A 12,947-nucleotide genomic window follows, 5' to 3' on the forward strand; every position below is an offset into this window, starting at 1 on the left:
CATGAGCGAGCATATTCTTGCCCTGGAAAATGTCAGCAAGCGTTTCGGCTCCGTGCTGGCCCTGCAAAACATCACCATGCGCTTGCGCGAGGGGGAGGTTCATTGTTTGCTGGGCGACAACGGCGCCGGCAAGTCGACTTTGATCAAGACCCTGGCCGGTGTGCACAAACCGACCGATGGCCAATACCTGGTCGATGGCAAGCCCGTCGTCTTCAATTCGCCCAGCGAAGCGCTGGACATGGGCGTGGCCACCGTCTACCAGGATCTGGCGCTGGTGCCGCTGCTGTCCGTGGCGCGCAATTTCTTCATGGGCCGCGAGCCGATGAAAAAGCTGCTGGGCCTGGTGCCCGTGATGGATATCGACTATGCGGCCGACACGGCGCGCGACAAGCTGGCCGAGATGGGCATCATGGTGCGCGACCCGCACCAGGCCATCGGCACCATGTCGGGCGGCGAAAAGCAGTGCCTGGCCATCGCCCGCGCCATCCATTTCGGCGCCCGCGTGCTGATCCTCGACGAGCCGACGGCGGCCCTGGGCGTCAAGCAATCGTTCAATGTATTGAAACTGATTTACAAGGCGCGCGAGCGGGGCATTTCCGTGATCTTTATTACGCATAATGTGCACCATGCGTATCCGGTCGGCGACTCGTTCACTTTGTTGAACCGGGGCAAGTCGCTGGGCACCTTCACCAAGGATACGGTGACCAAGGATGCCTTGCTGGACATGATGGCGGGCGGTGCGGAAATGCAAACGCTGATGAGTGAACTCGACGGTGTCACGATTTAAGGATAGCCATGAATAATTCCACACAATTTGCCCAGGGGCGGGCGCTGGACGTGATCTGCCTGGGCCGCCTGGCGGTGGACCTGTACGCGCAGCAGATCGGCAGCACCCTGGAAGACGCGACCAGCTTTGCCAAATACCTGGGCGGCTCGTCGGCGAACATCGCCTTCGGCACGGCGCGCCTGGGCTTGAAGTCCGCCATGCTGTCGAAGGTGGGCGACGATCACATGGGGCGTTTCCTCACCGACACCTTGTCGCAGGAGGGTTGCGACGTCAGCCATGTCGGCATCGACCGCGACCGCCTGACGGCCCTGGTGATGCTGGGCATCAAGGATAAAAACACGTTTCCGCTGATTTTTTACCGTGAAAATTGCGCCGACATGGCCATCGAAGCATCTTCGGTGGATGCGGCCTTCATTGGATCGAGCAAGGCGCTGTTGATCACTGGCACGCATTTCTCCACGGCCGCCATGCACGCCGTCAGCACGCAGGCCCTTACATTGGCCCGCGCCAGCAACGTGCGCACCGTGCTCGACATCGATTACCGGCCCGTGCTGTGGGGCTTGTCGGGCAAGGCGGACGGCGAAACGCGTTTCGTCTCGAACGAAGGCGTCACCAAACATCTGCAAAGCATCTTGCCGCAGTTCGACTTGATCGTCGGCACGGAAGAGGAATTCATGATCGCCGGTGGCGGCGCCGACATCATGGCGTCCCTGCGCGCCGTGCGGTCCGCCACCCTGGCGACCCTCGTCGTCAAGCGCGGGCCGCTGGGCAGCGCCGTCATCGACAATGTGGTGCCGCACAGCCTCGATGACGCGTATAACTACCGTGGCGTGCGCGTGGAAGTGCTGAACGTGCTGGGCGCGGGCGACGCGTTTCTCTCGGGCTTTCTGAAAGGCTGGCTGCGCGGCGAGGATTACGAAGCGTGCTGCCGCTACGCGAACGGTTGCGGCGCCCTGGTCGTGTCGCGCCACGGCTGCGCGCCGGCCATGCCTTCGCCCGTCGAGCTCGACTATTTCCTGGCCAACGCGGCCAAACTGACGCAGCCGGACCAGGACGCGACCTTGTCCCGTCTGCACCGCACGACGGTAGCGCGCAAGGAGTGGAATGAGTTGTGCGTGTTTGCCTTTGACCACCGCACGCAATTCTTTGAGCTGGCGCAACAGACGGGCGCACCCGAGTCCGCCATTGCGGCCCTGAAGCAATTGATGGTGCAAGCCGTCGCGCAGACGGAAACGGCCTTGCAGCTGGCCGGCAAGACTGGCGTGCTGATCGATGGTCGCTATGGCGTCGATGCCCTCAATGATGCGACGGGACGTGGCTGGTGGATCGGCCGTCCCGTGGAATTGCCGGGATCAAACCCGCTGCAATTCGACTGGGGCCGTTCCATCGGCTCGCATCTGCTCAGCTGGCCCAAGGAACATGTGATCAAATGTCTGGTGCAGCTGCACCCGGACGATGCCGTGGAAAACCGCCTGGAACAGGAAGCGCAGATCAAGGGCCTGTACGACGCGGCGCAAGTGAGCGGTCACGAACTGTTGCTGGAAGTGATACCGTCGGAAGCCTTGCCGCACCGCGACGACACGGTCTTGCGTGCCGTCAAGCGCCTGTACAACCTGGGCATTTACCCGGAATGGTGGAAGCTGGAAAGTATGTCTGCCCAACAATGGCAATCCATCGATGCCCTCGTGCATGAGCGCGATCCGTATTGCCGTGGCGTCGTCCTGCTGGGTTTGAACGCGCCGATTGCCGCCCTGGCCGACAGTTTTGAGCAAGCCAGTGCCAGCACGACGTGCCGCGGCTTCATGGTGGGCCGCACCATCTTCCAGGAACCGAGCCGCCGCTGGCTGGCGGGCGAACTCGACGATGCGGGCCTGATCGCCGCAGTGCGCGCCAACTTCGAGCAGCTTATCGCCCTGTGGCAGCGTACGCGCAACCGCCTGGAGCGTGCAGCATGAGCGCCACGATCAGATTGACTATGGCGCAGGCGCTGGTGCGCTATCTGGCCGCCTTGCGGGTGGCAGGGGGCGAACCTTTGTTCGGCGGCGCCTTCGCCATCTTTGGCCACGGCAACGTGGCGGGACTGGGCGAGGCGCTGTACCAGTACCGTGACAGTTTCCCGACTTATCGCGCCCACAACGAGCAGGCGATGGCGCACTCGGCCATCGCTTACGCAAAAGCGCACATGCGCCGGCGCATGATGGCGGTCACCAGTTCCATCGGTCCCGGCGCCACCAACTTGCTGACGGCCGCCGCCCTGGCGCACGTGAACCGCTTGCCCGTGCTCTTGCTGCCCGGCGACGTATTCGTCTCGCGCGCGCCCGATCCCGTGCTGCAGCAGCTGGAAGATGCCTCGGACGGCAGCGTCTCGGTGAATGATGCCTTCAAACCTTTATCGCGTTATTTCGACCGCATCGTCTATCCGGAGCAATTGCTCACCGCCTTGCCGCGTGCCATCGCCGCCTTGACGGACCCGGCCGCCTGCGGCCCCGTCACTTTATCTTTGCCGCAAGACGTGCAGACCATGGCGTATGACTATCCTGCCAGCTTTTTCGAACCGAGAGTCGTGCGTTTCCGCGCCTTGCCGCCTGTCGAGCAGGAGCTGGAAGAAGCGGTGTCGCTGTTGAAAAACGCCAAGCAGCCGCTGATCGTGGCTGGCGGCGGCGTGCTGTACGGCCAGGCCAGCGCCGCCTTGCAGGCGTTTGCCGAGCGCCATGGCATTCCCGTGTCGGAAACCCAGGCGGGCAAGAGCGCCTTGCCGTGGGACCATCCGCTGCAGCTGGGCGCCATCGGCGTGACGGGCTCGCCTGCCGCGAACGCGCTGGCGGCGGATGCGGACGTGGTGCTGGCCATCGGCACGCGCCTGCAGGATTTCACCACCGGCTCGAATTCCCTGTTTGCGCAGGCGCAGCTGGTCAGCTTGAACGTCAACAGTTTTGACGTGCTGAAACGTCGTGGCCTGGGCTTGCAGGCGGACGCAACGCTGGGCTTGCAAGGCCTGTCGCGGCTGCTCGGCAGCTGGAACAGCGCAGGGCAATGGATGGACCGCGCGCAGCAGGCGGGCAACGCCTGGCGCGCGACGGTGGCTGCCATCACCGGCAAGCGCGAGGTGGCCGGCTTGCCGTACGACGGCGAAGTCATCGGCGCCGTGCAGCGTTCCGCTCCCGATTCCACCAGCCGCGACATCGTCGTTTGCGCGGCGGGGACTCTGCCGGCCGAACTGCACAAGCTGTGGCGCACGTCGACGCCAGGCGGCTACCACATGGAATACGGCTATTCGTGCATGGGCTATGAAATCGCCGGCGGCCTCGGCGTCAAGATGGCAAAACCGGAAGCGGAGGTCATCGTCATGGTGGGCGACGGCAGCTACCTGATGATGAATTCGGAAATCGCCACTTCCGTCATGCTCGATAAAAAACTCATCATCGTCGTGCTCGACAATCGGGGCTATGGCTGCATCAACCGCCTACAGCAGGCGTGCGGCAATGCTTCGTTCAACAATATGTTGCCCGATAGCGCGCCGCATATTGACTTTGCCCTGCATGCGCAATCGCTGGGCGCGCTGTCCGAACATGTGGGCTCGATTGCCGAACTGGAACAGGCGATGCTGCGCGCCCGCGCCGCTACGCGTACCTATCTGATCTGCATCGATACGGACGACACGCGCACGACCGAAGAGGGTGGTTGCTGGTGGGAAGTGGCCGTGCCCGAGGTCTCCACCCAGCCCGGCGTGCAGCTTGCGCGCGCCCGTTATGAACTTGACCGCCAAGGACAACAAAAATGAACGCACCGACATGGAATGTGAAGATCGGCATCAACCCGATCTCGTGGATGAACGACGATTTGCCGTCGCTGGGGGGAGAAACCCCGCTGGAAACGGCCCTCAAGGAAGGCGCCGAGATCGGCTACGTGGGCTTTGAGCTGGGCAACAAGTTTCCGAAAGATGCCCCTGCCTTGAACGCCGTGCTGGGCAAGTATGGCCTGGCGTGTGTTTCCGGCTGGTATTCGGGACGCCTGGCGCACCGCTCGGTCGAGGAAGAGATCGCCGCTGTGGCATCGCATCTGCGTTTGCTGGCGGACAGCGACGCCACCGTGATGGTCTACGGCGAAGTGGCCGACGCCATCCAGGGCGAAGCGCGCGCCCTGTATAAGCGCCCCCGTTTCCAGTCGCAGCAGCAATGGCAGGAATATGCAAACAAATTGACGGCCTTTGCCGCCCACCTGCTGGCGCATGGAGTACGCCTGGCCTATCACCATCACATGGGCGCTTACGTGGAAACGCCGGCCGATGTGGACCAATTGATGGCCTTGACGGGACCCGAGGTCGGCTTGCTGTTCGACACGGGCCACATCACCTTTGCCGGCGGCGATGCGCTGGCAGTGCTGAATAAACATATCGATCGCATTTGCCACGTGCATTGCAAGGACGTGCGCCCGAATGTGGTGAAACTGGCCCGCAATGGCCACTGGAGTTTCTTGCAGGCCGTCATCAATGGCGCCTTCAGCGTGCCGGGCGACGGCAGCATCGACTTCCCGGCCATCCTCACGCGTTTATATTTGCACGGCTACGAAGGCTGGCTGGTGGTGGAAGCGGAGCAAGACCCGGCCGTCGCGCCCAGCTACGAATATGCGAAGATGGGCCACGATTACCTGGCACGCCTGGTCGATGCCATTCCCCGCCTGGGCCGGGAGGCGGCATGAGCCCGCTGCTGGTGAAGGCCCGGTCGGGTTCCGCCATCGTCGAGGTGACGCCCGAGTCGGCCGGCTGGACGCATGTGGGCTTTGCCGCGCACCGGCTTCAAGCGGGCGAGTCATTGAACCTGGAGACAGGCAGCCGCGAACTGTGCATCGTCGTGCTGACGGGCACGGTCACCGTCAAGGCGGACGGGCAGGAATGGCGCGAGATCGGCAAGCGCCAAAGCGTCTTCGAGGACCGCTCGCCGTATGCCGTGTATGTCCCATTGGAAACCAAGGTCAGCATCACGGCCGTGAGCAACGCGGAAGTGGCCCTGTGCAGCGCACCGGCCACGACCCAGCGTCAGGCACGCCTGATCGAGCCATCGTCCATGATGCGCTCCGTACGCGGCAAGGGTGCCAACACGCGTTATGTGTGCGACATCCTGCCGCAGACGGCCGAGGCCGACGGCTTGCTGGTGGTGGAGGTGGTGACGCCATCCGGTCATTCGTCGAGCTATCCGCCGCATAAACACGACAGCGACAATGTGCCGCTGGAAAGTTCGCTCGAGGAAACCTATTACCACCGCCTGAACCCGGAACAGGGATTTGCCTTCCAGCGGGTCTACACGGATGACCGTTCCATCGATGAAGCCATGGCCGTGGAAAACCACGACGTGGTGATGGTGCCCAGGGGCTACCACCCCGTGACCGTGCCGTATGGCTACGATGGGTATTACCTGAACGTGATGGCCGGCCCGAAACGCGTGTGGCACTTTAAAAATGACCCGGCCCATGAGTGGCTGATGAATAGCAAATAAAGGAACTCCAATGACAACGCAACAGATTGGCCACTTTATCGGTGGCAACCCGATGGCTTCGCGCTCCGAGCGCACGAGCGACGTCTTCAATCCTGCCACGGGCGCCGTGACGGCGAAGGTGGCGCTGGCGACGCCTTCCGAATTGAACGCGGCCGTGGCCGCCGCCCATGCGGCGTTTCCCGCCTGGTCGCAAACCTCGCCCCTGCGCCGCGCCCGCGTGATGTTCAAGTTCAAGGAATTGCTGGAAGAGCACTCGGACCAGTTGGCCGCCCTTATCACGGCAGAGCACGGCAAAGTGTTCACGGATGCCAAAGGGGAAGTGACGCGCGGCATCGAAGTGGTGGAATTTGCCTGCGGCATCCCGCAAATGATGAAGGGGGAGTATTCGGAGCAGGTGGCCGGCGGCATCGACGCCTGGTCCATCCGCCAGGCGCTCGGCGTCTGCGTCGGCATCACGCCCTTCAATTTTCCCGTGATGGTGCCGATGTGGATGTTCCCGATGGCAATTGCCTGCGGCAATACCTTCGTATTAAAGCCGTCGGAACGCGACCCGTCGGCCAGCCTGCTGCTGGCGCAGCTGTTGACGGATGCGGGTTTGCCCGATGGCGTCTTCAACGTGGTGCAGGGCGACAAGGAAGCCGTCGATGGCTTGTTGCATCACCCGGACGTGCGCGCCGTCAGCTTTGTCGGTTCCACGCCGATCGCCGAATATATCTACGCCACCGGCTGCGCGCAGGGCAAGCGCGTGCAGGCGCTGGGCGGCGCGAAAAACCACATGGTGGTCATGCCGGATGCGGACATTCCGCAAACCGTCGATGCCCTGATGGGCGCCGCCTTCGGTTCGGCGGGCGAGCGCTGCATGGCCATTTCCGTGGTGGTAGCGGTGGGCAATGTGGCGGACCAGCTGGTCGAGGCGCTGGTGCCGCGCATCGCCGCCCTCAAGATCACGCAGGGCATGGATTTAACAGCGGAAATGGGGCCTGTGGTGACGCAAGTGCACAAGGAGAAGATCGCCGGCTATATCGCCACGGGCGTCAAGGAAGGCGCCAAGCTGGTCAGTGACGGGCGCGGTTTCGTGTTGCCAGGCTACGAAAACGGCTTTTTCCTCGGCGGCAGCCTGTTCGACCATGTCACGCCCGAGATGACGATCTACAAGGAGGAAATCTTCGGCCCCGTGCTGTGCATCGTGCGCGTGCCCGATTTCGCCACGGCGCTGGACCTCGTCAACGCGCACGAGTACGGCAACGGCACGGCCATTTATACGCGCGACGGCAACACGGCGCGCGAATACACGCACCGGGTGCAGGTGGGCATGGTGGGCGTGAACGTGCCGATCCCCGTGCCGATGGCTTTCCACAGCTTCGGCGGCTGGAAGCGCAGCCTGTTCGGCGACCACCACGCGCATGGTCCGGAATCCGTGCGTTTCTACACGAAGCAGAAGGCGGTGACGCAGCGCTGGCCCGCTTCCACGGCCGCCGGCGCCGAATTTGCCATGCCGACATTGAAATAAGCCCATCCAAACTGCACGTCGGGTGCGAGCACATGCACCGCGTGCAGGTGGGGAGGGATGGGAAAAGCAGGGCGTCAACGTGCCGATCCCCGTGCCGATGGCTTTCCACAGCTTCGGCGGCTGGAAACGCAGCCTGTTCGGCGACCACCACGCGCATGGTCCGGAATCCGTGCGGTTCTACACGAAGCAGAAGGCCGTGACGCAGCGCTGGCCTGCTTCCACGGCTGCCGGTGCCGAATTTGCCATGCCGACCCTGAAGTAATTGGCCCTAGCGCTATCTGGTTCGCTTCTTGCTTACTGCAATGGTTAATTGTTTAGCCATTGCAGATAGCCCTCCATGACGTCCAGCCGTACCCAGCCATTGCGCATCGTTGTCGTCAACACTATTGTCGAGCACGGCGTGCACGAGAATGCGGCATTGGCGGCCCAAGTGCAGCGCGGCAACGCCTTGCGCATCGGTTTGCTTGAATCGGGGTATGACATCGTCGCCTCCCTGCCAGCCGACCTCTACCTTCCCGAACGTATCGCCCAGTTGCAGCCCGACCTCATCATCATTGACGCCGAATCGGATGCGCGCGACGTACTCGAACACATCGTCATCGCCACGCGTGATGAGCGCCGCCCCATCGTCCTCTTTACCGAAGACGGCGCCACGGCCAGCATTGACGCGGCCATGGCGGCCGGCGTGTCCGCCTATATCGTGGCCGGCTTGCAGGCCGAGCGCATTCAACCCGTGCTGAACGTGGCTCTGGCGCGCTTTCGGCAGGAAGAAAAATTGCGCGCCGAATTGCTCGACACGCGGCACAAGCTGCTCGAGCGCAAGGTGATCGAGCGGGCCAAGGGCCTGTTGATGACGCATCACGGCTTGACGGAAGAGCAGGCTTACCAGCGCTTGCGCAGCATGGCCATGAACAAGAAACTCAAACTGGCGGAAATTGCCCAGCGTATCCTCGACGTGGAGGACTTGCTGGGATGAATCGTCCATTTCCTGATACATGCTGGTGCAGCGCACCATTCCGGTGCGTTTCCAGCCTCCCTGGACGGGACGTGCACAGGCACGGTCCTTGCTGCTGGAAGGGGAGAGCCTTGCCCACGGTGGCGCGGAAAAACAGTACTTATCAGCAAGGAATGGTATGACAGAGCAAGCGGGCAAAGAGGCGGGACATGGTGCCCAGGTGATGCGGTCCCTGCAGCCGGAAAAACAGACGATACGCATCGGCTACCTGCCGCTGGCCGATTGCGCCTCGCTGGTGATGGCGTCAAAGCTGGGCCTGGATGAAAAATACGGCATCAAGATCGAACTGAGCCGCGAGATGTCGTGGGCTGGCGTGCGCGACAAATTGAATAGCGGCGAACTCGACGTTGCCCACGTGTTGTATGGCCTCGTGTATGGCGTGCAGATGGGCATCGGCGGACAACAGCACGACATGGCCGTGCTGATGAACCTCAATCACAGCGGCCAGGCCGTCACCCTGTCGGCGGCGCTGGCGCGCGATGGCGCCCACGATGGCGCCACACTGGCGCGGCATATGCGCGGCGCGGCGCGGCCATTTGCGTTTGCGCATACTTTCCCGACCGGCAACCACGCGATGCTGCTGCAATACTGGCTGGCTGCGCATGGAATCGACCCGCTGCGCGACGCGCGCGTGATGACGGTGCCGCCGTCGCAGATGGTGGCCGCCTTGCGCGCGGGCCAGATGGATGGCTTTTGCGCCGGGGAACCGTGGGGCTACAAGGCCATCGTCGATGGCGTCGGCGTGACAGCCACCACCAGCGGCGCCATCTGGCCCGACCATCCGGGCAAGGTGCTGGGCACCAGCGCCGCGTTTGCGCAGCAGCATCCGAACAGCTGCCGCGCCCTGATCGCCGCCGTGCTCGAGGCGGGGCGCTGGATCGACGCCAGCGATGCCAACCGGCTGGCCATGGCTGCCATTCTGGCCGAACCCGCTTACTTGAATACGCCGCAGGAAACGCTGGCGCCACGCATTCTCGGCCATTATCAGGATGGCCTGGGCAAGACCTGGGACGAGGCGCACGGTTTAAGGTTTTATGGCGCCGGCGCCGTCAATTTTCCCTATCTGTCCGACGGCATGTGGTTCATGACCCAGCACCGGCGCTGGGGCCTGCTGCGCGACGAACCCGATTACCTGGCCGTGGCAAGGCAAGTCAACCGTATCGACCTGTACCGCCAGGCGGCGGAAATGACGGCCACGCCCTTGCCCGCTTCGCCGCTGCGCAGCTCGACCCTGTGCGACGGCGTCGTGTGGGACGGCAGCGCGCCGGAAGCGTACGCGGCATCGTTTGCCATCGGCCACTTTTTTTAATGGGAGATTTCATCATGGCACAACAAGGAAGCGTGACTTTGGTCGGCGCCGGTCCCGGCGACCCGGACCTGTTGACCATCAAGGCGGTGAAGGCCATCGCGCGGGCCGACGTGGTGCTGATCGACGATCTCGTCAACCCGGCCATCCTCGCGCATGCGGCGCCCGGCGTGCGCGTGGTCGAGGTGGGCAAGCGGGGCGGCTGTGCTTCCACGCCGCAAGCCTTCATCGAACGCCTGATGCTGGCCGAAGCCCGCGCCGGCCTGCACGTGGTGCGCTTGAAAGGGGGCGACCCCTATCTGTTCGGGCGCGGCGGCGAAGAGCGCGCCTACCTGCGCAGCCACGGCGTGGCCGTCGAAGTGATCCCTGGCATCAGCAGCGGCCTGGCCGCGCCTTCCAGCATCGGCGTGCCGCTGACGCACCGCGGCTGGAGCCAGGGCGCCATTTTCGTCACAGGCCATGGCAAGGATAGCGCGTCCGAGCCGAACTGGGCGGCATTGGCGCAGAGCAAGCTCACCCTCGTCATCTACATGGGCGTGGCTAGGGTGGCCGCCATCCAGGCGGGCTTGCTGGCCGGCGGCATGGCGCCAGGCACGCCCGTGGCCGTGGTGCAATCGGCCAGCTTGCCGGCGCAGCGCCAGCTGCTGAGTACCTTGCAAGCCTTGCCTGCCGACTTGCTGGCCAGCGGCCTGGGCAGCCCCAGCATCATCGTCGTGGGAGAGGTGGTGCGCTGCGCCGATGCCTGGGATGACCATGGCGCACAGGGCTTGCTGGCCGCGACCGTGTGATTTAGCGGATCGGCAGCGCCACGGGACGGATGGGGGCCGCGTCGCCGCCACGGAATTTCAATGAAGCGCCGATGAAGGCAAACTGGTAGACCCTGTCGCGCGACAGCGCTTCCAGGTCGACCAGTTCCAGGATGGGCGTGCCCTGCTGCGCCAGCAGATAGGTGTGCACGGGTAGGTAATTGCCGGCCACTTCGGACGGAAACGCTTCGAAACTGAGGTTGTCCGCACCGACCACCATGGCGCCGCCATCTTCTACGAGGAATTTTGCCGCGTCCAGCGACAGGCCGGGGGGATTGGCCATGTACGCTTGCGCCTGCTCATAGTGCTGCATGCGGCCCGTGCGTATCAGCACCACGTCGCCTTTTTCCAGCGTGACCTTCTGTTTTGCCAGCGCCGCGCGCAAGTCTTGCCGCGTGACCCGGTAATTGTCGGGCAGCTGTTGCAATCCCTTGGCCACGGCCACGTCGATCAGCACGCCGCGCGCGACGATGGGCGGCAGTTTTTCGGCCCCCGTCACGGTCCAGCCCCGGTCGCCCAGGTATTGCTCTTCCGTAAAACCATTCCAGATCTTGCCGTTCAGGCCAAAGTGATTGAGGGCGTCGATATGCGTGCCCATGTGCGCATACATGGACACGGCCGAGCCCGTATAACTGACGTGGCGGTTCATCTGTTCGCCCACGTTCATCGAGTCGGCCACCACGTTGCCCTTCGGCGTGTGCGTCATCCACATCTGGTAGGGCGGATCGCCGGCCGCCTGCCAGCTGGGCATGCCGACATAGAAATCGACGGCCAGGTCGTAGCTCTTGCCGCCGTCGATGCGCGCCAGGATGGCGGCGCGCGAGGCCGGTGTCATCAGGTTCAGGCGGCCGATCTCGTCTTTCGGCCCCCAGGGGCTGATGCCCACTTCCGGCAGGGCGGCGGCCGGGGCGGCCTGCACTGTGCCGGCCAGCAGCGCCAGCAGCACGGTGGTCAGGGTGGCGGATGGTTTGAACATGGGGTACTCCTTGCGTGACATGAATGAAGAAGCCGCCATCATATTATTTTCTGGCTCATTGATAATCAGCGATAAAATAATAAGATATTCAACCATAAGGAAAGAATCATGGATGTCCTGGCGCACATGCGCGTGTTTCGCAAGGTGGTCGAGCGCGACAGCTTCAGCAAGGCGGCGCTGGACCTGAACCAGTCGGCGGCGGCCATCAGCAAGCAGGTGCGCCAGCTGGAGGCGCATCTGGCGACCGTGCTGCTGGTGCGCACGACGCGGCGCATGAGTTTGTCGGACGGCGGGCGCGCCTACTATCTGGAATGCTGCCGCCTGCTCGATGAAATCGATGCGCTGGAACTGGCCACGCGCGGTTGCGCCGGCAAGGTGGCGGGGCGGCTGCGCGTGAATGCACCGCTGTCGTTTGGCCTGAAGGTGCTGTCGCCGCTGCTGCCGGTGTTCATGGCCCGCTATCCGGAAGTCAAAATCGAAATGACCCTGGACGACCGCCTGCGCGACGTGGTGGGCGAGGGCTATGACGTGTCGCTGCGCATCCGCGCCGCGCTGGCCGATTCGACCCTGGTGGCGCGCCGCCTGGGCGACGTCGAACAGATGATTTGCGCGGCGCCCGCCTACCTGGCGCGGCGTGGCACGCCCCGTCAGGCGCAGGATTTGCACGGCCACGATTGCCTGGCTTACCGCCTGGCCGACAGCCCCGGCATCTGGCAGCTGGCCGGACCGGAAGGGAGCAGCAGCATCGTCCTGCCTGTGCGCTTTTCCGCCGACAGCAGCCTGCTGCTGGCCGACATGCTGGTGGCGGGCATCGGCGTGGGCGCGCTGCCGTCGTTCGTCGCCGCGCCGCTGCTGGCCAGCGGCGCCCTGGTGCGCGTGCTGCCGTCGCACGGCATGGCCAGGCGCGGCGTGTATGCCTTGATGCCCGACGGACGCCATGTGCAGGAAAAGGTGCGCGCCTTTTGCGACTTCCTGGCCGGTGAGTTGCGGGAGGCTTAAGCGCGCGTTGTTTTCCAGTGCAACCATCATGCGCGCTTTTTTTCTTGCACAAGCGC

Annotated in this window: 11 protein-coding genes and 1 pseudogene; 11 read left to right on the top strand and 1 reads right to left on the bottom strand. The window is 63.7% G+C overall.

The window, feature by feature from the left end; translation table 11 throughout:
* Position 1 precedes the first annotated feature (1 nt).
* From BLT98_RS19925 to cobA, 10 genes and pseudogenes are all read left to right on the top strand, one after another.
* Positions 2–787 carry an ATP-binding cassette domain-containing protein gene (locus tag BLT98_RS19925; protein ID WP_034777901.1) on the top strand — a complete coding sequence of 262 codons (786 nt, stop codon included), beginning with the start codon at positions 2–4 and terminating at the stop codon, positions 785–787.
* A gap of 8 nt (positions 788–795) precedes the next feature.
* Positions 796–2,742, top strand: coding sequence for a bifunctional 5-dehydro-2-deoxygluconokinase/5-dehydro-2-deoxyphosphogluconate aldolase (gene iolC, locus BLT98_RS19930; protein ID WP_092610765.1), 1,947 nt, complete (start codon positions 796–798; stop codon positions 2,740–2,742).
* Positions 2,739–4,568 carry a 3D-(3,5/4)-trihydroxycyclohexane-1,2-dione acylhydrolase (decyclizing) gene (gene iolD, locus BLT98_RS19935; RefSeq protein ID WP_092610768.1) on the top strand — a complete coding sequence of 610 codons (1,830 nt, stop codon included), beginning with the start codon at positions 2,739–2,741 and terminating at the stop codon, positions 4,566–4,568. The genes iolC and iolD overlap by 4 nt, the downstream gene beginning before the upstream one ends.
* Positions 4,565–5,485: a myo-inosose-2 dehydratase gene (gene iolE / locus BLT98_RS19940; protein ID WP_092610771.1), complete on the top strand. Its 921-nt coding sequence runs from the start codon at positions 4,565–4,567 to the stop codon at positions 5,483–5,485. Before iolD ends, iolE begins: the two co-directional genes overlap by 4 nt.
* Positions 5,482–6,279: a 5-deoxy-glucuronate isomerase gene (gene iolB / locus BLT98_RS19945; RefSeq protein ID WP_092610774.1), complete on the top strand. Its 798-nt coding sequence runs from the start codon at positions 5,482–5,484 to the stop codon at positions 6,277–6,279. The genes iolE and iolB overlap by 4 nt, the downstream gene beginning before the upstream one ends.
* 10 nt (positions 6,280–6,289) lie before the next feature.
* Positions 6,290–7,789 (top strand): CoA-acylating methylmalonate-semialdehyde dehydrogenase, encoded by a 1,500-nt coding sequence (locus BLT98_RS19950; RefSeq protein WP_092610777.1) that lies wholly within the window; start codon positions 6,290–6,292, stop codon positions 7,787–7,789.
* 70 nt (positions 7,790–7,859) lie between these two features.
* Positions 7,860–8,051, top strand: a pseudogene (locus BLT98_RS28880) (methylmalonate-semialdehyde dehydrogenase (CoA acylating)); the annotation flags it as partial.
* A gap of 75 nt (positions 8,052–8,126) precedes the next feature.
* Positions 8,127–8,765 carry an ANTAR domain-containing response regulator gene (locus tag BLT98_RS19955; protein WP_034777888.1) on the top strand — a complete coding sequence of 213 codons (639 nt, stop codon included), beginning with the start codon at positions 8,127–8,129 and terminating at the stop codon, positions 8,763–8,765.
* Between the two features lie 157 nt (positions 8,766–8,922).
* Positions 8,923–10,113, top strand: a complete 1,191-nt coding sequence (locus tag BLT98_RS19960) for a CmpA/NrtA family ABC transporter substrate-binding protein (protein WP_092610780.1) — start codon at positions 8,923–8,925, stop codon at positions 10,111–10,113.
* A gap of 14 nt (positions 10,114–10,127) precedes the next feature.
* Entirely contained in the window at positions 10,128–10,898 is a 771-nt protein-coding gene (cobA, locus tag BLT98_RS19965; protein WP_092611146.1) for a uroporphyrinogen-III C-methyltransferase, read from the top strand.
* 1 nt (position 10,899) lies between these two features.
* On the opposite strand, the gene BLT98_RS19970 is transcribed toward cobA, so the two are convergent.
* Positions 10,900–11,892 (bottom strand): cyclase family protein, encoded by a 993-nt coding sequence (locus BLT98_RS19970; RefSeq protein WP_070279192.1) that lies wholly within the window; start codon positions 11,890–11,892, stop codon positions 10,900–10,902.
* Positions 11,893–12,000: 108 nt separating this feature from the next.
* On the opposite strand from BLT98_RS19970, the gene BLT98_RS19975 reads away from it, so the two are divergent.
* Positions 12,001–12,891 carry a LysR family transcriptional regulator gene (locus BLT98_RS19975; RefSeq protein ID WP_092610783.1) on the top strand — a complete coding sequence of 297 codons (891 nt, stop codon included), beginning with the start codon at positions 12,001–12,003 and terminating at the stop codon, positions 12,889–12,891.
* Positions 12,892–12,947 lie beyond the last annotated feature (56 nt).

Origin of the sequence: Janthinobacterium sp. YR213 (genome assembly GCF_900099875.1) — a bacterium.
In the GTDB taxonomy this organism is placed as follows: domain Bacteria; phylum Pseudomonadota; class Gammaproteobacteria; order Burkholderiales; family Burkholderiaceae_D; genus Janthinobacterium; species Janthinobacterium lividum.

What these genes read in the sequence shown, in the direction of transcription:
- BLT98_RS19975 (WP_092610783.1), top strand. Translation starts at nt 12,001, where the DNA reads ATGGATGTCCTGGCGCACATGCGCGTGTTTCGCAAGGTGGTCGAGCGC.
- cobA (WP_092611146.1), top strand. Translation starts at nt 10,128, where the DNA reads ATGGCACAACAAGGAAGCGTGACTTTGGTCGGCGCCGGTCCCGGCGAC.
- BLT98_RS19950 (WP_092610777.1), top strand. Translation starts at nt 6,290, where the DNA reads ATGACAACGCAACAGATTGGCCACTTTATCGGTGGCAACCCGATGGCT.
- BLT98_RS19960 (WP_092610780.1), top strand. Translation starts at nt 8,923, where the DNA reads ATGACAGAGCAAGCGGGCAAAGAGGCGGGACATGGTGCCCAGGTGATG.
- BLT98_RS19970 (WP_070279192.1), bottom strand. Translation starts at nt 11,892, where the DNA reads ATGTTCAAACCATCCGCCACCCTGACCACCGTGCTGCTGGCGCTGCTG.
- BLT98_RS19955 (WP_034777888.1), top strand. Translation starts at nt 8,127, where the DNA reads ATGACGTCCAGCCGTACCCAGCCATTGCGCATCGTTGTCGTCAACACT.
- iolC (WP_092610765.1), top strand. Translation starts at nt 796, where the DNA reads ATGAATAATTCCACACAATTTGCCCAGGGGCGGGCGCTGGACGTGATC.
- iolE (WP_092610771.1), top strand. Translation starts at nt 4,565, where the DNA reads ATGAACGCACCGACATGGAATGTGAAGATCGGCATCAACCCGATCTCG.
- iolB (WP_092610774.1), top strand. Translation starts at nt 5,482, where the DNA reads ATGAGCCCGCTGCTGGTGAAGGCCCGGTCGGGTTCCGCCATCGTCGAG.
- BLT98_RS19925 (WP_034777901.1), top strand. Translation starts at nt 2, where the DNA reads ATGAGCGAGCATATTCTTGCCCTGGAAAATGTCAGCAAGCGTTTCGGC.
- iolD (WP_092610768.1), top strand. Translation starts at nt 2,739, where the DNA reads ATGAGCGCCACGATCAGATTGACTATGGCGCAGGCGCTGGTGCGCTAT.